The sequence below is a fragment of the Chryseobacterium sp. JUb7 genome (genome assembly GCF_024806495.1).
Taxonomy (GTDB): domain Bacteria; phylum Bacteroidota; class Bacteroidia; order Flavobacteriales; family Weeksellaceae; genus Chryseobacterium.
Map to the genome: position 1 here is coordinate 161196 of NZ_JANUFF010000009.1, position 21707 is coordinate 182902.

Sequence of the window (21707 nt, forward strand, 5' to 3'; positions counted from 1 at the left end):
ATGGTTAATGGTTGATCGTTGTTGGATGATTGTTAAACTGACGACTATTACCCATGGACTATTCAACCAACAACGATATATGAAATACCAAAGAAGTTCAGCTTTATTCGATGAAGCTTACCAATACATACCGGGAGGAGTAAATTCTCCGGTCCGTGCATTCAAATCAGTAGGAGGAGTGCCGGTTTTTATGAAATCTGCAAAAGGAGCTTACCTTACCGACGCCGATGACAACACCTATATTGATTATATAAATTCCTGGGGGCCTGCCATTTTAGGGCATACACATCCTGAAGTTCTGGAAGAATTAAAAATTCAGGCTGAGAAAGGGTTTTCTTTCGGTGCACCAACTGAGCTGGAAACTGAAATTGCAAAATTCATTGTAGGAAATGTTCCGAATATCGACCAGATCAGAATGGTTTCTTCAGGAACAGAAGCCTGTATGAGCGCGATCAGACTGGCCAGAGGTTTTACAGGGAGAGATAAATTTATAAAATTTGAAGGATGTTATCACGGTCACTCAGATTCATTTTTGATTAAAGCGGGAAGCGGTGCGGCGACTTTTGGAAATCCAAATTCTCCGGGAGTAACGTCAGGAACGGCAAAAGATACTTTACTAGCCAGATATAATGATTTTGAGCAGGTTGAGGATCTGTTCAGACATAATCAGGGTGAAATTGCAGCGGTTATTATTGAGCCTGTTGCCGGAAATATGGGTTGTGTACTTCCTGAAAATGAATTTCTTCAGAAATTAAGAAAAATCTGTGACGAAAATGGAGCCTTATTGATTTTTGATGAGGTAATGACTGGTTTCAGACTCGCTTTTGGAGGTGCTCAGGAGCTTTTTAACGTAAAAGCAGATTTGGTGACTTACGGAAAGGTAATCGGAGGAGGTCTTCCTGTAGGAGCTTTTGCCGGAAGAAATGAAATTATGGATCACCTAGCTCCAAAAGGCGGAGTATATCAGGCCGGAACATTAAGTGGAAATCCTTTAGCAATGAGAGCAGGTTTAAAAACTTTACAACTTATTAAAAATGATCCCGACTTCTTCAACAGATTAAGCAAAACGACAGAAACCTTGGATTTTGAAATTGGAAAAATTTTAAACGAAAAAGGAATTGCTCATAAAATCAATAGAAAAGGATCAATGATGTCTGTTTTCTTCCATACCAACAGAGTTTCTAATTTTGATGAAGCTCAGGAAGCAAATCACGCACTGTTCAATAATTTTTTCCATAAGATGCTTACCAATGGAATTTATCTTCCGCCAAGTGGCTATGAGACTTATTTCATCAGTGATGCCATTAAAGATAAAGAAATCGACAGAACGCTGGAAGCTGTAAGAAAATTCGAATATTCTTAGAAATAATCATATATAAGATTAAGTGTTTTATGAAATTTCTATTATTATTTTATTCTAAATGAAATAATAATAGAAATTTTTGTATTTTAGTAAAAGAAATTACACTGTTGGGTTAAAATGTTTAAGGAGAATTTCAAAATCTGGCTTTATATTTGTTAATAGACACTTCATTATAGAAAAGCTTTAATTAATAGAGCTTTTTAACGAAGAAAAAACCATAATTAAAATTCTAACTTATTAAAAAGAACCGAAATGAAGAAAAAAATCTTATCATTAATGATACTGTCCTCAGTATTTGCAACTGCTCAAGTAGGTATCAACAATTCTACGCCTGTAGCAAGTCTTGACATTTTATCAAAAGGGAATACGGCAGCTACGAAAGCTGTTAAAGTGAATAATTCCAGTAATACTGAAGTATTAACTTTGACTGATGCCGGTAATTTGGGTGTTTCTGTAGCGGCTCCGCAAAAAAAGATAGATGCAGATGCAGTTAATGATGCTATCAGACTGAGAAATCTTCTTGCCTCAACAGCTCTTAATGCGGACGGTATCATCAGATATCTGTCCTATAATGATGTAACAGGAGATGTGACGAGTAGAATTCATAAGCAAGTGCAGACTTTTACACTTAATGATGGTGAATCTACCACGCTTACAGATGCTACAAGTGGGCTTAATGGTATTTTGAATATTAGAGTAGCAATAAACAGTACGAGTGCCGGAGCTAATGTAATGGCTACATTTAACTATGGGAGAAAAGCTTTAGGATTGCTTGGAGTTGCAGTGGATAGCTGAACTCTCGCGACCACCACACGAACAGCAAGTGGAAATACGATTACTTATGAGATAAATAGTACAGCACTTCCTGTACGTTTTACAATATCAAAACCTACTCAAAATACTATAACGGTAACAAACTTAAGTGGAGTTGCCAGAAGTTATACAATGACTACTGAACCGATGTTTTAACAACATAGTTTTGAAAAAATTAAAGGACGAGGTTTCAAACTTCGTCCTTTTTTATGTACGATCAACTCTGGTATTTAGTAGTCAGTTTTTAAACCTGACCGAGGATAAACTTTACAATGTTTACAGGTAATATCGATCAATTTAAAAAGTAAACCAAATTAAAAGTTTAAACAACTTCTGCGTATATAATAAATAGTACAAACACTGTTATAAACCATACACTTCATTCTTCCCGCTTATTTATAATTTTGTAATAAATAAATTGGAAATGAAGACTTCAGACAACATATCACGCAAAGATTTTCTTAAAAATTCAGTACTGGCAATGGCCGGAATAGCTTTTGCTCCCAATATGATGATGGCAAACTCGATTTTTGATACTCCGACTATTGCTGGCAAAGGAAAGCTAAGCCTGAAAAATGTTCGTTTGGAAACAGGTTTTCAATATGAAGAGGGAGAAGTCGTTGCTACAAAAACAGATCTTTTTTATATCGAGATTGAAAACGGTAAAATAATAAAAATTTCAGCCAATCAGCCCAATGCAAAAGCCATAGATGCCAAAGGTCTTTTGATGCTTCCGGCTTTCAAAGATATGCATATTCACCTGGACAAAACATTTTATGGAGATAAATGGCAGGCTGTAAGAAAAAGAACGGGTGGTGTAAAAGGAATGATTGCCCTGGAACAGAAAATACTTCCTGAAATGTTGAAAAACTCGACTTTTAAAGCCGAAAAAATGATTGAACTGCTACAGTCAAAAGGAACATCTTTCGCCAGAAGCCATGTAAATATTGAGCCAACTTCAAAATTGCAGTCTTTAAAAAATCTTCAGAAAGCATTAGAAAATAAAAAGAAGACTTTTGGTGCCGAACTGGTAGCTTTTCCGCAGCATGGAGTGTTTTATACAGACTCTGCTCCGTATTTGAAGGAAGCTGCAGCCATGGATATAGATTTCATTGGTGGGGTAGATCCTTTTACTATTGACGGGGCTGTTGAAAAGACTATTGATTTTACCGTACAGCTGGCTTTAGATCACAAAAAAGGAATTGATATTCATTTACATGAAAGCGGAGATTCCGGTTTGAAAACAGTTGAGTATTTAATTGATAAAGTGAATGAAAATCCTGCCTTAAAAGGAAAAACTTATTTAAGTCACTGCTTTGTTTTAGGAAAATTGGAAAAAGTAAAGCAGGAAGAAGTTGCAGAAAAACTTGGTAATGCAAAAATCGGAATTGTTTCTACGATTCCTTTCGGAAGCCTTATCATGCCGATTCCGACTTTATACAAGCATAATGTGGAAGTTCTCACAGGAAATGACAGTATTGTTGACCATTGGAATACTTTCGGAACGGGAAGTGTGCTTCAAAAAGCTAACCTGATGGCACAGTTATATGGACAGTCAACAGAATTTTTGTTATCGAGAAGCCTGAAACTGGCTACCGGAAATATTCTGCCTCTGGATGATAAAGGAACTCAGCAATGGCCTAAAGTAGGAGATCAGGCAGATTTGGTATTCCTGCATGCAAGCTGTTCTGCGGAAGCAGTTTCAAGGATTTCAAATGTAGAATCATTGATTCATCAGGGAAATATTGTGTTTTAGTCTTAAAAATTAATGTCATGAAAACATTAGTGTTTCTTTTATCGTTCGGAAGTCTTAATGCCTGTGGAATAAATTCTATCAATCCTCCAAAAGAAAATGTCATGCAACAAAGCACTATAGTAGATCTTGTAAAGAAAAATGATATATCAGCTGTAAAATCAGCATTTGGAAATGGAGCAAATATAAATTATCAGGATAAAAACGGACGTTCTTTGTTATTGATTGCCACGATCAATAAGCAGCTTGAAATGGTAAAACTACTGGTGTCTTACAAAGCTGATGTCAATCTTCAGGACCATCAGTCGGACAGCGCTTTTTTATATGCCGGAGCCAGTGGACAGACCGAATTGGTGAAGCTTTTTCTGAAAAATGGTGCCCGTTTTGATATTTTCAACCGCTACAACGGAACCGCCTTGATTCCTGCATGCGAAAGAGGTCATGTAGAAACTGTAAAAGTTTTGGTTAGCACAAAAGGATTTCCCGTAAATCATGTCAACCGGTTAGGCTGGACGGCATTGATGGAAGCTGTTATTTTAGGAAATGGAGGTAAGAAATATCAGGAAATTGTTTCAATATTAAAAGAAAACGGTGCTGATCTGAGCATTCCCGATAAAGAGGGAAAGATACCTTTACAACATGCTAAAGACTTAGGATTTAAAGAAATTGTTGAAATTTTAACCTCTTAAAACTAATTAATGGTTTTCTCTCGCAAATTTTAATTATTTTAGGAGAAAATCCTTACAATGAGCCAGCCGCCAGATCATTTTCCTATTTTAGGTATTCATGAGTTTGCAGAAAAACAAACACAGGGTTGCAATTTGTTATTTAATGAACTGCATGGCGAACGCAGAATTGATGAACCTCATAAACATGATTTTTTCATTATCAATCTTTTTGAAAAAGGAAGAGGCGTTCATGTAATTGATTTTGTTGATTATCAGGTGGAAAGCCGCCAGATTCATCTTGTTTTTCCGGATCAGGTTCATCAGTGGACGATCGAAAAAGAAACAGTAGGCTATCAACTGATGATCAGCAGGGGCTGGTATGAAAGTTTTCTTCCGGCCTTGAGGTTTTCCGGCTCTTATTATCAAAACCATCCTGCAATTACCGTTTCAGAAGAAATTTATCAGTTACTTTTACACGAATTTCAGGCTATCCAAAAGGAATTAAGTGACGAAAATATATTTTGGGAGCTTATTCAGAAAAGAAGCGAGCTTATCGGTTTGCTGGTCAGCAAATCGGTGGAAGGTGCTTTCAAAGATTTTGAAATTTACAATTCGAATCCTATTATTTCTAAATTTTTAAACTTAATTGACCAACATTTTAAGACGGAACGCTCCGTTTCTTTCTATGCCGAAAAACTTAGTATTTCAGCTAATTATTTAAATATTGTCTGTAAGAAAAATCTTAACCGGTCGGCTTCATCATTAATTCAGGACCGAATTTTACTGGAAGCCAAGCGTCTGCTTAAAGTTTCGGAAATGTCTGTGAAAGACATTGTGTATGATCTCGGATTTTATGATCATGCCAGTTTTTCAAAATTTTTTAAGGTTCAGACCGGGATGACACCTTCGCAATTCAAAGAATAATCTATACAAAACAAGACATAATTTATACATCTGTTTACCATTTGGTGCATGTAATTTTGTAGGACTAAAATAAAATCATGCAATCACCATATCAGCTTGTCGCAAAAGGGAGTTATACCTTGAAAAATGTCCGCCTGGAAACAGGTTTTGAATATGATAATGAAGAGGTCATTCATACAAAAACCGATTTGTTCTCTGTTGAAATTGAAAACGGGAAAATTAAGAATATATCTCCTAATAATCCAAATTCTAATGCTATAGATGCCAAAGGAAAACTGATGCTTCCTGCTTTTCGGGATATGCACGTTCATTTGGATAAAACCTGGTACGGACTTCCCTGGCAGACACTTTCACCTAAGAAAAAGACGGTAAAAGATATGATCGCTTATGAGCAGGAGATCATTCCCGGACTTTTAAAAACGTCTGTAGAAAGAGCAGGACAGCTTATTGATCTGTTACAAGGGTATGGAACCAATTATGCAAGAACTCATTTCAATGTGGATCCTACTTCAGGCTTACAATCTTTAGAAAATCTGGAGAAAGCGCTGGACAATAAAAAAGATTCTTTCGGGGCAGAGCTGGTAGCTTTTCCTCAGCACGGTTTATATTATACAGATTCTGTTCCTCTACTGAAAGAAGCGGTAAAATTGCCGCAGGTAGGTTTCATTGGTGGGGTTGATCCGCTGAGTATTGACGGCAGTATTGAGAAAGTACTGGATGTTACCGTTCAGTTGGCTTTAGACCATCATAAAGGGATTGATATTCATTTGCATGAAGTAGGAGAGTCCGGAATGAAAACCATTAATTACTTAATTGATAAAGCTGTTGAGAATCCTGAACTTCAGGGAAAAACTTTTGTAAGCCATGCTTTTGCATTAGCACACCTTTCTCCAAAAGAGGCGGAAGAAATTGCTGAAAAACTGGCTGCTGCTAAGGTTGGTATTGCTTCATCAGTTCCATTCAGCGGGAAAGTAATGCCGATTCCTACTTTAAAAAAGTATGGCGTACAGGTGCTGATAGGAAATGATAATGTACAGGATTACTGGAGCACTTTTGGATCGGGAAATATGTTACAGAAAGCCAATTTAATTTCCGAATTATATGGCTACAGAACAGAATATCAATTGTCAAGAGCTCTGGAATTTGCGACTCAGAGTATCATTCCTTTAAATGACAAAGGGGAGGAGCAATGGCCGAAAACTGGAGATGTCGCTGATATTGTTTTAGTGGATGCCAGCTGTTCAGCAGAAGCTGTTTCAAGAATGTCTGATGTAGAAGCTCTTATGAATAAAGGAAATCTTTTTTGGAAAGAGTAAAGACGGACTATATTTTTTTTAATACTTGTTTTTATAATCGATTAGGCTCGGAAAGCAAAGCTTTCCGAGCCTAATCATATTTTACAGAGAAATTTATTTATTGTAAACCAGACCAGCCTGTTGCCCATGTCGGAGTAGCAATTCCGTTTCCGGCTCCGGTAGCATCAGCTTTTTCAATATAGGTGCTGTCTAGTATCGGAATATTAGCTCCGGCACTGGATTTTGCTGAAACTTTGGTGGTAACATTGGTATCAAAAAAGACATCTTTAATTCTTTTCTTACCATTAAAATAGGTTACCGTAGAATCACTTTCCAGATTAACACCTGTATTCCAGTTGGAGATCACTACATTTTCAAGATTGGCATAGGTACCCGACTTTAGCTGGATCGCATCAGCCTCTCCTGTGGTCCCTCCGATAAACGTAACGTTTTTAATTGTCGGATTGGATCTCGGAGAAGCATTTTGATTATTGGGACTGTTAATCCCCTTAATTCCTGTATTTCCTGTACCGTCAGCTTTTCTTTTTGTATAAATATTATTAGCTGTTCCTTTCCAGCCTTCACTCCAGACAAAGGCATTATTGTCATTGGCCAGAGAAACAATATTTGAAACATTTACGGTTCCTCCATAGATTTGGATTCCGTCATCGGCTCCGTTTACCAGGGCTACATTTTCAACTTTTGTTGTATTGCCGACCCCAAACAGAGAAAGACCGTTGAATTTTTTATCTCCTGTATACACTGCACCAGCATACTCAACCCTTACAAAGCTTATTGATCCTGAAGTGTCAGCGATATCGATGCCTCCGTAAGTTAAATTTCCTATTTCCGAAATTGAAGAAGAGCCAACATTGATCGGGGCTTTACCACAGAGAACAATACCTCCCCAGCTTCCGGGCGTGGTATCAGAAGATGTAAATAAGACCGGAGAACCAGAGGTTCCGTTGGCGAATAATTGGCCGCCCTGTTCAACGATAACGAAAGCTGAAGCGCCGACCGTTGCTACAATTCTTGTTCCTGCCGGAATCACAAGCTTTCCGCCGTTTTTAATAACAACGGCACCTGTTAACTGATACGTTTTGGTAGGATCTAAGGTAACGGTTTGTCCGTTGGGAATATCTCCTTTAAAATTACCAGGGTCCTGAGCGATACCTACGGCAGGGATGGTAACGATGTTATACTCATCTTTACTGCAGGACTGGATTGCAAATGATGTGCTTATGATCAAGGATGCAATGATTAATTTTAAAGGATTTTTTTTCATAATATTTTTAAATTTTTATCTTTTACTAATTTTAATTATGAATGATAGGATGCAAAAACCGAAAATAGTAAATTCGAGTACCAAATTACCATTTTTCTGATTATTCTCCCAATTCATTTTTTCAATATTTATTCTTACATAAATAATAACGTCATAAAAATCCCCTTGAAAAATATTTTCAAGGGGGATTTAATTTGATATGAAGAAACTAATTACTAATTATTGTAATCCTGCTAAAAGATTTACTCCGTCTACCGTAGCCCACGCTCCCGGAGTTAAAGATACTTTGGTCACTGTTGTTGCGTTAGTGAAAGTCTTCGCTCCATTTGGAGTGTAAGCATATCCCCAAACTCCAGGGTTATCAGAATTTAAATAAGTCATTGGGGTAACAGCAATTTTGTTTGTGTTTACCTGGCTTGTTTCAGTAGCAGCATCCTGAATAAGAACGGCATAAGCTTTCTGATTTCCTGTATTTTTGTATCCGCTGATATAAACGTTAGAAAAAATTCCTGTCCCTTGCTTTTTAAACTGTATAGCAGAGATTTCTGAAGAGTTAGGTGTTTCAGGGTTTGTGTTGGCATCTCTGATTAATGTGATGTTAGAGATTTTTGGAGCTACATTGTCAATATTACTTGATGCTTCAATCTCCATTCCAAAATTACCAACACTTGTTTGGAAGGCATACCAGTTTGTATTGTTTTGTCCGCTCCAAGCATCTTGCCAGTCAAAAGAATCATCGTAGTTTCCATATGCTACAATATTTTTTGCACTTACTGTCCCTCCGAAGAATTCGAAACCGTCATCCGTTCCTTTGTAAGAAACAAGATTTTCAAGAGTTGTTCCTGCTCCCACAGAGTAGAAGGTCATGGAGTTGGTTTCAGAAGTTCCGTCACCGATTTTTTTACCTGCATATTCTACACGAACAAATTTCATTGTTCCAGAGTTTGAATTAGCATCATTTCCACCATAATAGACAGCATTTCCATCTTCAGAAAGAGCAGTAGTCGTTCCGTTGATAGCTTTGATAGGGGCATTTCCATATAATGTAATTCCGCCCCAATCCCCAGGAGTTTTTGTAGTTGTAGTAAATACAATTGGTTCTGAAGCCGTACCTACAGCATTGATTTTTCCGTCCTGAAGCACTACTAAACTGCTGTTTGTAGAAGTATCGACTGTGAAATTAGCGCCTGCTTCAATTGTAAGAGTTGCATTTCCTGTAATCTTAACAATCCCTTTTAATGTATAGTTCCCTTTTTTGATCAAAAGGTCTTTTGAAATAGTTCCTGATAATGTTCCACTTCCGCTTAATACACTTTCTGTAGTTCCCGGAGTTGTTACTGTGCCATTTTCTAAACCATCATTTACTTCGATAGTACATGAGTTTAGAGCTAGTGTCAACGCAAATGTTAACGTCACTAATGGTAAAAATCTTCTTTTCATTTTTATACTTATTTTATTCTTTATTAAATTTTATTAGAAAGTGTAACCTACTGTTAGATTAAAATTGATTCCTCTGAAATAGTCTGTATAAGTGTTGATTCCATTGGTTTCAACATTATAATAGCTCTTGTCTCCAAGTAGAATTCTGTATTTATTGTTTAAGATATTTTGAACACCGGCTTTTACATTCCAGTTTTTAGTAATTTGTTCTTGATATACAAAATCTAATTGGTGGAAAGGTTTTTCGTAAAAGTTATCAGATCCTGAAGTTCCTACAGCATAAATTTTAGATCCTGAAACATTATAAACCAAAGAGAATGTTCTGCTAAGATTATTTCTAGTTTTTGTTTCATATTTCAAATCGGCATTGATGGTGTAAGGAGCAGCTCCCTGCAGACCTCTTTTTCTTAACTCACCTTTATAGAAATCGGGATTTGGTTTTTCAAGTTGTAACTGAAGATCACTTCTTTCAACATCTGTATACATGAATGTAGCGTTTGCTCCTAATGTAAATTTATTTAAAGATTCAGAAATTCTTCCAAGACTAATAATTCCTTCTAGTTCAATACCAGCTAAATCTGCTTTTTTAGCATTATAGAAAGTAACTGTAACCCCATTAGCATCTCCAGAAGAAACAAATGATCTCTCAATAGCGTTGTTGATTCTTTTTGCAAATAAATTTACAGAGAACATTTCTTTGCTTGTAGGGAAATATTCCCACTTTAAGTCAAAGTTATAGTTGTCACTGTTTTCAATATTAGGATTACCTCTGATTGTTTCGTTATCAGGATTAATATAATCAATATCCATTGTTTCAATAAGAACAGGTCTTGTAACTGTTTTACTGAATGCAAATCTCAAATTGTTTTTATTATTAAGTGCCTTTTTAATAGAGATTGAAGGAAGGAATAAATCTCTGTTTTTTTCTTTATTTTGCTTTTGAGTATCACCTTGCTGAGAAAAACGAATTAAAGTCATATCGTTCTCGTAACGAGCTCCAAGCAAGAAATCCCAACTTTCTGAAGGTTTGTAATTAAAGTTAATATACCCTGCATTCACAAACTGATACATGCTTGTAAAGAATTTATAACTGTCAGACTCTTCCTGGAAAAAGAAAAGATTGTTTGCTAAGTCCTGATTAAATTTCTCCTGAGGGCTATTTTTATCAATGATAAAGCTTTGCCCTGCAGTTCCATTTGGTTTTCCGAAGATAAAACGGTAAGACGTTTTTCTTAAATCTGCAAATCCGTTATATCCAATTGATAACTGCATTGGATAATCTTTTTTGTCTCCCTTTTCTCCTAAAAATACTGAATATTCACCATAAGCAGAACCGTAGAATCTTGAGTTTACATCAAGATATTGTCGGATGATATTATTTCCTCCGTATGTTAAAAGTAACTGATTGTCAGATAAATTATTTCCATTTAAATCCTGGCGGCTACCTTCCATAATTTTTCTGTCGGGTTGTTGATAATTATTCAACACATAACTTCCTCCTGCTTTTATCTGATGTCTATCACCAAGTTTTTGAGATCCGGTTAATTGGATATTTAAAAATCTTGATAAATCCTGCTGATTGGTTCTGAAAAATCCAATATCTCTATTCTGAACTTGGTTATTTTTATATCCGTAATAATCTTCTATAATATTATTTACGTTTTGTAAAAACATCGTATTCAAGTTGATTTGAGTACCCTTATTTTTATATCCAAAACCTAATAATGCAGAAGATTCGATTTCGTAATTATATTGTTTTCTTAAAAGGTCATTATTCAGATTGATAACACCTCCAAAATCTTTAAACTGATTTTTCGCTCCTTCTTTAAAAGAATATTCTGAGCTTTGGTTTAATGAAAATAAAATACCCAGATTACCAGTTTCTCCAACTTTTGTTTTTTGAACAGTCGTAAATCCGATACTTGTATTAGGCATAGATTTTACATTATCTACATTCCAGCTATCTTTAAACTGAGATAAAGATTCATTTCCTGAAAATCTATAGTTATTAGGTCTGGAATCTCTGATTGCTGAAGGTAATTTTTTGTCCTCCGAATTCAGTCCTAAATAACCATTCATGCCAGATGCACCTTCAGAAACTTTAAAGCCATCTTTAAATGTACTTAAGGTATTCACTCCAATCCCAAATTCCACCTTTGTAAAAGGCTTATCAATCGTTAAAGTTTCAATATCGAAAGTAGCTCCCGCGAAATCTCCGTAAAGATTGGAGTTGAATGTTTTATAGATATTCAATTTACCTACCACATCCGTTGGAAATTGCTTTAAAGCAATAATCTTCTGAAAAGGGTTGTTAGAAGGAGATCCAAGACCGTTAATCAACAGATAATTGTATCTTTCTTCCAGACCTCTTACGAAAAGTCCTCTTCCTTCCACCGTAGTGATTCCGGTTACCTTGGTAAGACCCTGCTCTACGTTGGAAATCCCTTTTCTGGAAATTTCTTCAGCACTTACAGCCTGCTTTTGAATAATCGCTTTCTTTTGTTCTCCTAATACAGCAGTTTCGGTTTTCTTGCTGCTGTTTCCCTGGATTACTACGCCTTCAATTTTTTTCTCCTTTGTAATAGTATCTTTCTCAGTTTCCTGAGCATACAATATTGATCCGGATAAAAATAAGACTGCAACGCTAAGTTTATAAATTTTCATTATTTTACTTACTTTATTTACTAGATTCTTTCGGTGCAAAGGAATAAAACAATAAGGTTGTAAATGGTTTAGTAAAATTTAAATTTTTCTTAACTAAACATTAACAAAAGGAATTTATTGTTAACTTTATGTGAACGATCCCCGTTTTGTTAAACTGTGATTAAAATATTATTAACTTTGAATCGTAAAAATTAAAAATGAACCAAAAGAAAATCCTCTTAATAGACGATGAACTGGATATTTTAGAGATTCTGTCTTACAACTTAGAAAAAGAAGGCTACGATATCTATACAGCCACAAACGGTAACGAAGGTATCGAAAAAGCCAAAGAAATCATCCCCGATCTTATTCTGTTAGATGTTATGATGCCCGAAAAAGATGGTATCGAAACCTGTCAGGAGCTTCGCAAGATTAAGGAACTTCAAAAATCATTAATTGTTTTTCTTTCTGCAAGAAGCGAAGAGTTTTCTCAGCTAGCAGGTTTTCAGGCAGGAGCTAATGATTATATCGTGAAGCTGATCAAACCGAAAATCCTTATTTCTAAAGTAAATGCATTGTTACAATTAACCTCTCAGGTTTCTGATAATGCTAAATTAATTGAAATCGGTGATTTGGTGATTGATAAAGATAACTTCAGAGTTTCCAAAAGCGGACAGCAGTTTCTTCTTCCGAAAAAGGAATTCGATTTACTGTATCTTTTAGCTTCAAACACAGAAAAAGTTTTCAAAAGAGAAGAAATTCTGGAGAAAGTCTGGGGTAATGACGTGATCGTAGGAGAAAGAACGATTGATGTTCATATCAGAAGATTAAGAGAAAAGCTTGGTATTAATACCATTCAGACACTAAAAGGAATTGGGTATAAACTTATTGTTTAATACTCAATTTCAATTTTTTACCTTTACATCAACCTTTAAAATCTTTGTAAAATTGAAATTTTACAGACTTACTCTCGTCGCCTCTTGTCTTTTGACATTGGTGATGTTTCTTTTAGTCATCATTTTTGATTCACTAAAGGATATCTATTATAGCACTCCTTTCTTTAAAATTGGCTTGTTTATATGCCTTGTCTTTATTTTTATCATTAATTATGTAGTGTTGGAGCTTCTGTTTAACTATTACGGAAAAAAACAGGTACGTGGTCTTTCGCAGATTCTGCCACAGGAAATTGTTCATGATAATGATGAAAATATTACCATCAAAGAACTGGGAGAAAGATTTTCCGATCTCAATCAGCAGAAAGTCACCGAAATCGACATGATGAAGGAGATGGAAAGTTATCGTAAAGAATACATCGGAAATGTTTCTCATGAACTTAAAACACCTCTGTTTTCTATTCAGGGATATGTTGAAACGCTGAGAGACGGTGGTGTTGACAACCTTACGATTCGTGATAAATATTTAGAGCGAATTGATAAATCTGTAGAGCGGTTAATTGCCATTGTAACAGATTTAGATATGATCAACAGGCTTGAAGCCGGAGAAATCAATCTTACGGTGTCAAAATTTGATGTTAATCTTTTAATTAAAGAGATTTTTGATCTTCTTGATCTTGAAGCTGAAAAACACAATACAACATTACAGATTCAGACCTTACATCCTCAGATTTTTGTGGATGCAGACAAACAAAAAGTTTCACAGGTTTTCATTAATTTAATTTCCAATGCCATTCATTACGCCAACAGGCAGGAAGCAAGGGTAGTGGTGAAAACCAGTATTCTTAAAAATAAAGTGCTGATTGAAGTTATCGATAACGGAATGGGCATCAAGCCGGAAAGTCTGCCAAGGATTTTTGAAAGATTTTACCGGGTGGAAACCAGCCGAAGCAGACGCGAAGGCGGTTCCGGACTTGGATTAGCCATTGTAAAGCATATTCTTGAAGCTCATAATGAAAACATTACAGTAGAAAGTGTATATCTCGAAGGAACGAAGTTCAGTTTTATGCTTGAAAAAAGTAAATAATTTCTGCAAAATGTAAGAAAAAAAAATATTTTAAAAAATCCAGAAATATTTTTTTGTCACATCTCATTTATTTTATATTTGCAATAGAGATTTATCATAATAATTAAGGCAAAAAGTAATTTAAAAACTGATATGGTTTACAAAATCCGCGTAATATTAGATGCGAAAGAAGATATTTTCCGTGATATCGAGGTTAAAGGAAAACAAACGCTATGGAACTTACACTTAGGAATTAAAAGTGCGTTCAGCCTTCAAGGTGAAGAGCTTTCAACTTTTAATTTATTGGAAGAAGATGGAACAATTGTAAAAAGTGTTCCATTAGAAGATATGAGTGATGATGGAGATGGTGAAATTATGTCGGATGTATATATTGACGAGGCATTTGAAAATGCAGGGGATAAAGCTCAGTTTCAATATGGACTTCTTGATCTTTGGGAATTCTTCTGCGAACTGGTAGAAGTGATTGATGAGACAAAAGGAGTAAATTATCCTATTACGGTGTACCGATTTGGAAATGTTCCTTTGAAAGCACCGAGTAAAAGCGGAAATGCAGGAGGATCCAAAAAGAAATCGGCAATGCCTTTAATGGACGATGACTTTAGTTTCGAAGATGACTTCGGAGGTAACAGCAACTTCTCAGATGAAGATGATGATAACTTCGATGATGATGAAGACGATGACTACAATGATGATGTTTTCGATGATGAAGATGACAACGATGATGAAAGATAGTCTGAAGATATTTTAAAAAATATACAGCCCTGAATGAAAATTCGGGGCTTTTTCATGACGTTATTCATCAGATAAAGTTTAGTTTTTTCGAGAAAAAAGGATGCTTTTATAAACACAATAGTTATTTTTGTTAAAAGAGAATTAATGAAAAAATTAATTTTATTAGCTGTAATTGGTCTGGGAATTGTTTCCTGTACCACTCAAAATACCAGAAAAATGACGGATTTACCCAAAGATTGGAAGCACACCACAAATATTTATGAAGTAAACGTAAGACAATATACAAAAGAAGGAACCTTCAGAGCATTTGAAAAAGAGATGCCCAGACTGAAGTCCATGGGAGTGAGAACGCTTTGGTTTATGCCGATCACTCCGATAGCACAGGAAAATAAAAAAGGAAGTATGGGAAGTCCGTATGCGGCTTCAGATTACACTTCTATCAATCCTGAGTTTGGGACACTGGATGATTTCAAACATATGGTGAATGAAGCTCACAGATTGGGATTTAAAGTTATTATCGACTGGGTGGCGAATCATACCGGCTGGGATCATATATGGACAAAAACACATCCTGAATTTTACTTGAAAGATGCTGACGGAAGCTTTCACCGCGCTTCAGGAATGGACGATATCATAGAATTGGATTACAAAAACCAGGAAATGCGTCTTGCAATGATCGATGCGATGAAATACTGGGTGAGAGAAACCAATATTGATGGCTTCAGATGTGATCTTGCTTCTTGGGTTGAGGTAGATTTTTGGCAGCAGGCCCGCCCTGAAGTTGAAAAAATAAAACCTCTTTTCTGGTTAGGTGAATTTGATGAACTTGAAAGCCCTGAATACGGAAAAGTCTTTGATGCAAGTTATTCCTGGAAATGGATGCATAAATCGGCAGATTATTACAAAAAAAATGAACCGCTTCAAGAGCTGAAAGATCTTCTAATACAATATTCCGCTATTGGAGATGCTTCGATGAGAGCCTGGTTTACCACCAATCATGACGAAAACTCATGGAATGGCACAGAATACGAAAAGTATGCTGTAATTACGAAGCCAATGGCTGTATTTTCCACAACATGGAATGGAGTTCCTCTTTTATATTCCGGTCAGGAACTTCCGAATATGAAGAGATTAGAGTTTTTTGAAAAAGACGTGATCAAATGGACCAATACCTATCAGATGGCAGATTTTTATAAAACATTATTAAATTTAAAAGCTTCAAATCCTGCATTGAGAGGTGGTGATTCCAATGTGACTACATATCTTTTGAATACGACTGCTAATGATAAAATTCTGGCCTACGTCAGAAAAAACGGGAAAGATGAGGTTTTAGTGGTTTTGAATATGTCTAAAGAACCTGTAGATTTCAGTATTGAAGATGAGCAGGTATCCGGAAGTTTTAGAAATGTCTTTGAAAAAACAAAGAGAGACTTTAATGAAGGCAAAAGTTTTCATTTTAAAGTTTCAGATTTTGCTGTTTTTGAAAAATAGATTATTGAAATGTAGAATTTCGACTGTTTAATATAAAAAAATGAAAACAGGCTGCCTAAATTAGTAGGCAGCCTGTTTTTAGTTAAAAAATCTAATTATTGAGCGTATCCTTTGATGGTAATCTGTTGATTCTGGTATCCCATGTAAGCAGTACCGCCAGTAGCAGTAGCACCCCATAAAACAAGACGTATCGAAACGGTAGTATCTGCAGTTACATTTTGTAAAGCAGCAATACCTGAAAGATCAATGCTTGCCTGATTTACAGTTAAGGCAGATCCGCCGCTGATTCCGGAAATTGAAGCACCGGAAATATCTGTCCACGATCCTGAACCTACTTTATATTGATATTGCCCTCCCTTAGGACCCGTTGCCGATTTTCTGAATGCTAAAGCATCAATGGAAGTTAGAGATATGCTTTTTCCGCTTTGTGGTACAAATTCGAAAATCCATGTTTTGTTTGCTGTTTCGGCAGCAGCCTGATTGCCAGAATTCAAACCATCAGAACCCCATGCTCCTGATGAACCTGATCCGGACTGCGTAGCACCAGTATCTCTGATGATTCTTGCCGTTTGAATTCCCGAAGCCGGAGTACCTGCCCAAGGAGAAGGTCCGAAGTTTGCGGTACCTCCCGAAAGAGGAGTCGTATCCCAGGTTCCTAAAGCTACAGGAGCCTGAGCAATCGATCCTGCAAAACCTGACCCTGTTTCAGTTCCTGTTGTTGTTCCTGAAGATGCAACAGGAGTTACATAAAATTTGATATATTTATTAACATCACCTGCTGTCAGTATATAGGTTTTGGCAGTGGCTCCGGAAATCGATGTTTCATTTAATCCTGCTGAGTTGTCAGCGCGTGTCCATTTGTAGGTTGATGTTCCTTCTGTATTTCCTTCAGCATCACTGTAGGTATAGTTTCCTGTAAGAACCTGGCCGGTGCTGAGTGTTCCTGAAATATTTACGCCTGAAGCTGTCGGAGCCTGATTGGCTGTAACAGGTCCGCCCCAGGCAGAACATTTCTGTGTTCCGGGAGATGCTCCCACGGAAGATCCCGGAGTTACACAAAACTGGATAAATTTGCTCTGGTCAGCTCCTGTAAGAGTGTAATTCTGGGAGGTTGCAGAAGTAATAATGGCAGTATTGGCACCACCGGCATTATCAGCTCTTTTCCATATAAAGGCGCTGGCATCATCCGGATTACTCTGGACATCTGAGAAGGTATAGTTCGCAGTAAGGGCACTTCCGGTAGAAAAACTTCCGCCACTACTTAAGTTGGTAGCGGTGGGTACAGTGTTTATTTCTTCGTAACCCAGGTTAATCCATTTGGTTCCGTCCCAGCCCATAAATGTTTTCAGATCTTTATCAAATACAATAAGCCCCTCACTTGCAGATTGAGAAAGGTTATTTACTGAAGCAGTAGCCAGTCTCGGAAGTAATATTCCTTTGGTATCAGACGTCACATCTAAAACAGAAGAAGGATGTGGAGATTGAGTGTTTATTCCAACTTGTGAGAAAAATGGAATGTATGTTAAGATTAATGCAATTAAAAATAATTTCTTTGTCATGGTTTTTTATATTGAAATTAGGTCGCAAATATATGTTTTGTTTTTATTTTTAATTAAATTGATAAAAAAATTAAACATTTATTAATAATAATTTAAATGTTAACTTATTTTAATTGTTGAATATTGAATTGCTAATTAGAATAAAAAATAAATATTCATCATTTTGTAATTGTAAATCTACTTTTGGAGATATTTTAATTTTCTTCAAAGTCTATCAAAAGAAGAAATAAATGAGTATATATTTCATAATCAAAGGAGTTAAAATGTGGACAAACATTAAAAAACAGATGAAGTAATAGAAACCCGATGCTATTGAAGATTAAATTAATTTAATACATTTGGAAACTTTATGTTAACAAAGCTTTTTTAATATGGATAAGGAGAAGATTTTAAGTATAGTGAAGAACAAGATTTCGGAAAAAATTCAAAATTTAGAGACGCTCATTGCTGAAACCAGAGCTTCGAGCAACGATACCAAAAGTTCGATGGGGGACAAATATGAAACCGGTCGTGAGATGCTTCAGCAGGAAATCAATAACCTTCAGAGGCAATTGAATGAAGTTCTAAACCAACAAAATGTCCTTCAGAAAATAACCGCAGATCCTTCATTGAAAATACAAAACGGAACTTTGGTAAAAACTGATAAAGGTCTCTTTTATATTGCCGCACCCATTGGAGAGATTGTTATTGATCAACAGAAAATTATGACAGTTTCAGTGGAATCACCTTTGGTAAAAGCAATGCTGGGACTAAATAAAGGGCAGACTTTCTCCATCAATAATAATCAGCAGGTAATTGAAGGAATCTGGTAAGAATTATTGATAAATTGACAGGATAAACTTTTTAATTTTAAATACTGTTTAAATAATTTAATGTTTGTTTATACGAATTAATGCTCTTTTAAAATATTTAATATTTCACCAGAAAATTTAAGAAAACTTTATTGCTTACTTTAGAATCAATAAGGGGTTTAATTCGTAAATTGTATACAGTTAATTTAATAAAAATCATATTAAAATTTTATCAATATGGGAATTTTAAATAATAAAGTAGCTTTGGTGACAGGTGCCGGTTCAGGAATCGGATTAGCCATTGCTCAGGCGTATGCAAAAGAAGGTGCAAAAGTAATTGTATCAGACATTAATGAAGAACATGGTAACGAAGCCGTTGCAAAAATTAAATCAGAAGGAGGAGAAGCTGCATTTGTAAAGGCAGATACCTCAAATGCAGAAGAAGTGGAAGCCCTTGTAAAGTCAACAGTTGAAATCTATGGCAGATTGGATATTGCGTGTAACAATGCTGGAATCGGGGGCGAACAGGAATTGACAGGAGATTATAGTCTTGACAGCTGGAGAAAGGTATTAAGCGTTAATTTGGACGGAGTTTTCTACGGATGTAAATACGAATTGGAACAGATGGATAAGAATGGAGGAGGAGTTATTGTAAATATCGCTTCCATACACGGAACAGTTGCCGCACCACTTTCTTCCGCTTATACTTCTGCAAAACACGCAGTAGTAGGACTTACCAAAAATATCGGAGCAGAATACGGACAGAAAAATATCCGCTGTAATGCAGTAGGCCCCGGATATATTGAAACGCCACTTCTGGATAGCGCAAGTGGGGATATGAAAGAGGCTCTGATTGCAAAACATCCGATGGGAAGACTGGGAAGATCAGAAGAAGTAGCAGAACTGGTTTTATTTTTAAGTTCTGATAAATCTTCATTTATGACAGGTGGATATTACCTTGTTGATGGAGGTTATACAGCAGTATAAATTTTGCTGGAAGTTAAAAGAGGGAGGCTGAAAGTCACTATTATCCGATTATTTTTGATCGTGATCTAAACTTCCAGCCTCCCTCTTCCCGTTTCAGGCTTTTCAAAAGCTTTTTCCTCCTATATATTCCATCAGGGCATCTTTATAATTGGGAGCAATAGCGATCTGCTGTTCTCCGATGACAATATGATTTCTTTCAATCGCCTCAATTTTATTAAGAGCAATGATGTAAGAGCGGTGAATTCTCATGAAATTTTCTGATGGCAGCTCTTCTTCCAGTTTCTTTAAACTCATTAAAGTTAAGACAGGCTTAGGCTGATCTTTGAGAAATATTTTTACATAATCTTTCAGTCCTTCAATAAACAGGATTTCAGAAAAATTGATCTTGATCTGTTTGTATTCAGATTTTACGAAGAAAAACTCCTGTTTTTTTTCGGTTTTTTCTAAAGCTGGCTGAAGGCTTTCAAAATAATTTCGGGCTTTAGTGGCAGCATTCAGAAATTCAGTGTAATCGAAAGGTTTTAGCAGGTAATCCAAAGCATTCACTTTATATCCATCAATGGCATACTGATCAAATGCTGTGGTAAAAATAACCTTGCTTTTTTGGGGGAGTAACTTGGAAAATTCCAGACCGGTAAGATCCGGCATTTGAATATCAAGAAAAAAAAGATCAATTTCTTTTTCGTCTTCCAGTTTTTGCATAGCTTCTATCGCACTGCTGCATTTGGCTTTTAATTCTAAAAAAGGAGTTTTCAGAACGTAGCTTTCAATTAGATTCAAAGCCATCGGTTCGTCATCGGCAATCAGGCAGGTTAGTTTTCTCATGTTAATCTGTTATGATTTTTATTTCCGCAATATACATTTCATTGTTTAAATGAGAATGAAATTCATGTTTTTCAGGATACAGCAAATTAAGTCTTTTTTTAAGATTTTCAACGCCTATTCCCGATCCGCTTTTGTCGGTATCTGTTTTCGGGAAATTAGAATTTGATGCCGTAAAATAAATTTCATTGTCTAAAATTTCCATTTTAAAATGAATGTCAGAGTGCTGTGTCGCAGAAATTCCGTGTTTAAAAGCATTTTCAACAATTGAAATAAAAAGCAGCGGAGCGATTTTCATATCAGGAATTGTTTTTGGAAAATTAGTGTAAACTCTCGTATTGTCGGTCAGCCTCAATGACATCAGTTCGATATATTTATTTAAAAATTCAACCTCTTCGGAAAGACTTATCGTCGGAACATCCGTTTTATATAACAGATGCCGCATCAGTTTGCTCAAACTGTGAATGCTCTGTTTGGCTTTGTCTGGAGCAAAATCGATTAATGAATAAATATTATTCAGCGAATTGAAGAAAAAGTGAGGTTGCAGCTGGTATTTAAGATGTTGAAGCTCAGATTGCAATTTTATATTGTCAGCTTCGATTTTCATTTCCTCAGCTTTCTGTATTTTTTTTCCTGCATTTATGGCAATTGAAAAGGCAACGGGAATCATATAAATCAGCGTATCCATAAAATAGAATAGTGCTGCTGGGGGACGTCTGTCTGAAGGTCTGCGACGATTAGGCTCCAGCCAGTCAAAAATTTGATTTTTAAAAAATATTAAAGCTAAAATCAAAGATAAATTGACAACAAAAAACCATACTTTTTTATCCTCAAAAAGATATTTTACCAAATAGGTGTAGTTTGCATAAAAAACTATGGCAAGGAAAATCAACTGCAGCCAAAAGTGACGGAACAGGTCTTTCCAGTCTGTATCTGAACCGACAGAAAATGCCGCCGGTAGAAAGAATAAAACCAGCCAGATCAAAAAATGCAGGCTGATTTCAACGTTTTTATTTTTTAAATTGACCATTGTATAGTCCTCATTTTTAAAATTTATATTTCTTTAAACCTTCAAAAAATCTTGACTGATGAAACTTTTGAAGCAGTGAATTTAGAATTTTTTCTACCATTTCTCCTACATTTTTATTGAACTTGTTTAAG

Annotated in this window: 18 protein-coding genes; 12 read left to right on the forward strand and 6 right to left on the reverse strand. The window is 35.8% G+C overall.

Going from position 1 to position 21707, the window contains the following annotated elements; genetic code table 11:
• Positions 1-79 precede the first annotated feature (79 nt).
• The 6 genes from hemL to M2373_RS16365 all read left to right on the forward strand — a co-directional run bounded on the left by hemL (position 80) and on the right by M2373_RS16365 (position 6837).
• On the forward strand, positions 80-1363 hold the full coding sequence (gene hemL, locus M2373_RS16340) for a glutamate-1-semialdehyde 2,1-aminomutase (RefSeq protein WP_259112119.1): 1284 nt from the start codon (positions 80-82) through the stop codon (positions 1361-1363).
• Positions 1364-1615: 252 nt separating this feature from the next.
• Complete coding sequence (locus tag M2373_RS16345) at positions 1616-2158, forward strand: hypothetical protein (protein ID WP_259112120.1); 543 nt, start codon at positions 1616-1618, stop codon at positions 2156-2158.
• 442 nt (positions 2159-2600) lie between these two features.
• Entirely contained in the window at positions 2601-3932 is a 1332-nt protein-coding gene (locus M2373_RS16350) for an amidohydrolase (protein ID WP_259112121.1), read from the forward strand.
• 17 nt (positions 3933-3949) lie between these two features.
• The gene (locus M2373_RS16355) at positions 3950-4618 is read left to right on the forward strand and encodes an ankyrin repeat domain-containing protein (RefSeq protein WP_259112122.1); all 669 of its coding nucleotides are present in this window, start codon (positions 3950-3952) and stop codon (positions 4616-4618) included.
• Positions 4619-4675: 57 nt separating this feature from the next.
• The gene (locus M2373_RS16360; protein ID WP_259112123.1) at positions 4676-5521 is read left to right on the forward strand and encodes a helix-turn-helix domain-containing protein; all 846 of its coding nucleotides are present in this window, start codon (positions 4676-4678) and stop codon (positions 5519-5521) included.
• 77 nt (positions 5522-5598) lie between these two features.
• The gene (locus tag M2373_RS16365) at positions 5599-6837 is read left to right on the forward strand and encodes an amidohydrolase (protein ID WP_259112124.1); all 1239 of its coding nucleotides are present in this window, start codon (positions 5599-5601) and stop codon (positions 6835-6837) included.
• A 97-nt stretch (positions 6838-6934) separates the two neighbouring features.
• On the opposite strand, the gene M2373_RS16370 is transcribed toward M2373_RS16365, so the two are convergent.
• The 3 genes from M2373_RS16370 to M2373_RS16380 form a co-directional block, all read right to left on the reverse strand.
• On the reverse strand, positions 6935-8101 hold the full coding sequence (locus tag M2373_RS16370) for a hypothetical protein (protein WP_259112125.1): 1167 nt from the start codon (positions 8099-8101) through the stop codon (positions 6935-6937).
• Positions 8102-8320: 219 nt separating this feature from the next.
• Complete coding sequence (locus tag M2373_RS16375) at positions 8321-9541, reverse strand: hypothetical protein (RefSeq protein WP_259112126.1); 1221 nt, start codon at positions 9539-9541, stop codon at positions 8321-8323.
• A 33-nt stretch (positions 9542-9574) separates the two neighbouring features.
• Positions 9575-12205, reverse strand: coding sequence for a TonB-dependent receptor plug domain-containing protein (locus M2373_RS16380; protein WP_259112127.1), 2631 nt, complete (start codon positions 12203-12205; stop codon positions 9575-9577).
• 197 nt (positions 12206-12402) lie between these two features.
• Between M2373_RS16380 and M2373_RS16385 the strand changes: the two genes are divergently transcribed.
• From M2373_RS16385 to M2373_RS16400, 4 genes are all read left to right on the forward strand, one after another.
• Entirely contained in the window at positions 12403-13080 is a 678-nt protein-coding gene (locus M2373_RS16385) for a response regulator transcription factor (protein WP_259112128.1), read from the forward strand.
• A gap of 52 nt (positions 13081-13132) precedes the next feature.
• Complete coding sequence (locus tag M2373_RS16390; RefSeq protein WP_259112129.1) at positions 13133-14164, forward strand: cell wall metabolism sensor histidine kinase WalK; 1032 nt, start codon at positions 13133-13135, stop codon at positions 14162-14164.
• A gap of 132 nt (positions 14165-14296) precedes the next feature.
• Positions 14297-14896: a plasmid pRiA4b ORF-3 family protein gene (locus M2373_RS16395; protein WP_259112130.1), complete on the forward strand. Its 600-nt coding sequence runs from the start codon at positions 14297-14299 to the stop codon at positions 14894-14896.
• Positions 14897-15040: 144 nt separating this feature from the next.
• On the forward strand, positions 15041-16387 hold the full coding sequence (locus tag M2373_RS16400; protein ID WP_259112131.1) for an alpha-amylase family glycosyl hydrolase: 1347 nt from the start codon (positions 15041-15043) through the stop codon (positions 16385-16387).
• A gap of 95 nt (positions 16388-16482) precedes the next feature.
• Here M2373_RS16400 and M2373_RS16405 read toward each other — a convergent pair whose 3' ends face one another.
• Complete coding sequence (locus M2373_RS16405) at positions 16483-17946, reverse strand: hypothetical protein (RefSeq protein ID WP_259112132.1); 1464 nt, start codon at positions 17944-17946, stop codon at positions 16483-16485.
• Between the two features lie 371 nt (positions 17947-18317).
• On the opposite strand from M2373_RS16405, the gene M2373_RS16410 reads away from it, so the two are divergent.
• Positions 18318-18758, forward strand: a complete 441-nt coding sequence (locus M2373_RS16410; RefSeq protein WP_259112133.1) for a GreA/GreB family elongation factor — start codon at positions 18318-18320, stop codon at positions 18756-18758.
• 216 nt (positions 18759-18974) lie between these two features.
• Positions 18975-19724, forward strand: a complete 750-nt coding sequence (locus M2373_RS16415) for an SDR family NAD(P)-dependent oxidoreductase (RefSeq protein ID WP_259112134.1) — start codon at positions 18975-18977, stop codon at positions 19722-19724.
• A 102-nt stretch (positions 19725-19826) separates the two neighbouring features.
• Here the strand turns inward: M2373_RS16415 and M2373_RS16420 are convergent, their stop codons facing one another.
• Entirely contained in the window at positions 19827-20549 is a 723-nt protein-coding gene (locus M2373_RS16420) for a LytTR family DNA-binding domain-containing protein (protein WP_259112135.1), read from the reverse strand.
• Position 20550: 1 nt separating this feature from the next.
• The gene (locus M2373_RS16425) at positions 20551-21576 is read right to left on the reverse strand and encodes a sensor histidine kinase (RefSeq protein WP_259112136.1); all 1026 of its coding nucleotides are present in this window, start codon (positions 21574-21576) and stop codon (positions 20551-20553) included.
• Positions 21577-21707: the final 131 nt, after the last annotated feature.

What these genes read in the sequence shown, in the direction of transcription:
- M2373_RS16410 (WP_259112133.1), top strand. Translation starts at nt 18,318, where the DNA reads ATGGATAAGGAGAAGATTTTAAGTATAGTGAAGAACAAGATTTCGGAA.
- M2373_RS16395 (WP_259112130.1), top strand. Translation starts at nt 14,297, where the DNA reads ATGGTTTACAAAATCCGCGTAATATTAGATGCGAAAGAAGATATTTTC.
- M2373_RS16380 (WP_259112127.1), bottom strand. Translation starts at nt 12,205, where the DNA reads ATGAAAATTTATAAACTTAGCGTTGCAGTCTTATTTTTATCCGGATCA.
- M2373_RS16375 (WP_259112126.1), bottom strand. Translation starts at nt 9,541, where the DNA reads ATGAAAAGAAGATTTTTACCATTAGTGACGTTAACATTTGCGTTGACA.
- M2373_RS16425 (WP_259112136.1), bottom strand. Translation starts at nt 21,576, where the DNA reads ATGGTCAATTTAAAAAATAAAAACGTTGAAATCAGCCTGCATTTTTTG.
- M2373_RS16385 (WP_259112128.1), top strand. Translation starts at nt 12,403, where the DNA reads ATGAACCAAAAGAAAATCCTCTTAATAGACGATGAACTGGATATTTTA.
- M2373_RS16370 (WP_259112125.1), bottom strand. Translation starts at nt 8,101, where the DNA reads ATGAAAAAAAATCCTTTAAAATTAATCATTGCATCCTTGATCATAAGC.
- M2373_RS16355 (WP_259112122.1), top strand. Translation starts at nt 3,950, where the DNA reads ATGAAAACATTAGTGTTTCTTTTATCGTTCGGAAGTCTTAATGCCTGT.
- M2373_RS16350 (WP_259112121.1), top strand. Translation starts at nt 2,601, where the DNA reads ATGAAGACTTCAGACAACATATCACGCAAAGATTTTCTTAAAAATTCA.
- M2373_RS16405 (WP_259112132.1), bottom strand. Translation starts at nt 17,946, where the DNA reads ATGACAAAGAAATTATTTTTAATTGCATTAATCTTAACATACATTCCA.
- hemL (WP_259112119.1), top strand. Translation starts at nt 80, where the DNA reads ATGAAATACCAAAGAAGTTCAGCTTTATTCGATGAAGCTTACCAATAC.
- M2373_RS16400 (WP_259112131.1), top strand. Translation starts at nt 15,041, where the DNA reads ATGAAAAAATTAATTTTATTAGCTGTAATTGGTCTGGGAATTGTTTCC.
- M2373_RS16345 (WP_259112120.1), top strand. Translation starts at nt 1,616, where the DNA reads ATGAAGAAAAAAATCTTATCATTAATGATACTGTCCTCAGTATTTGCA.
- M2373_RS16415 (WP_259112134.1), top strand. Translation starts at nt 18,975, where the DNA reads ATGGGAATTTTAAATAATAAAGTAGCTTTGGTGACAGGTGCCGGTTCA.
- M2373_RS16420 (WP_259112135.1), bottom strand. Translation starts at nt 20,549, where the DNA reads ATGAGAAAACTAACCTGCCTGATTGCCGATGACGAACCGATGGCTTTG.
- M2373_RS16365 (WP_259112124.1), top strand. Translation starts at nt 5,599, where the DNA reads ATGCAATCACCATATCAGCTTGTCGCAAAAGGGAGTTATACCTTGAAA.
- M2373_RS16360 (WP_259112123.1), top strand. Translation starts at nt 4,676, where the DNA reads ATGAGCCAGCCGCCAGATCATTTTCCTATTTTAGGTATTCATGAGTTT.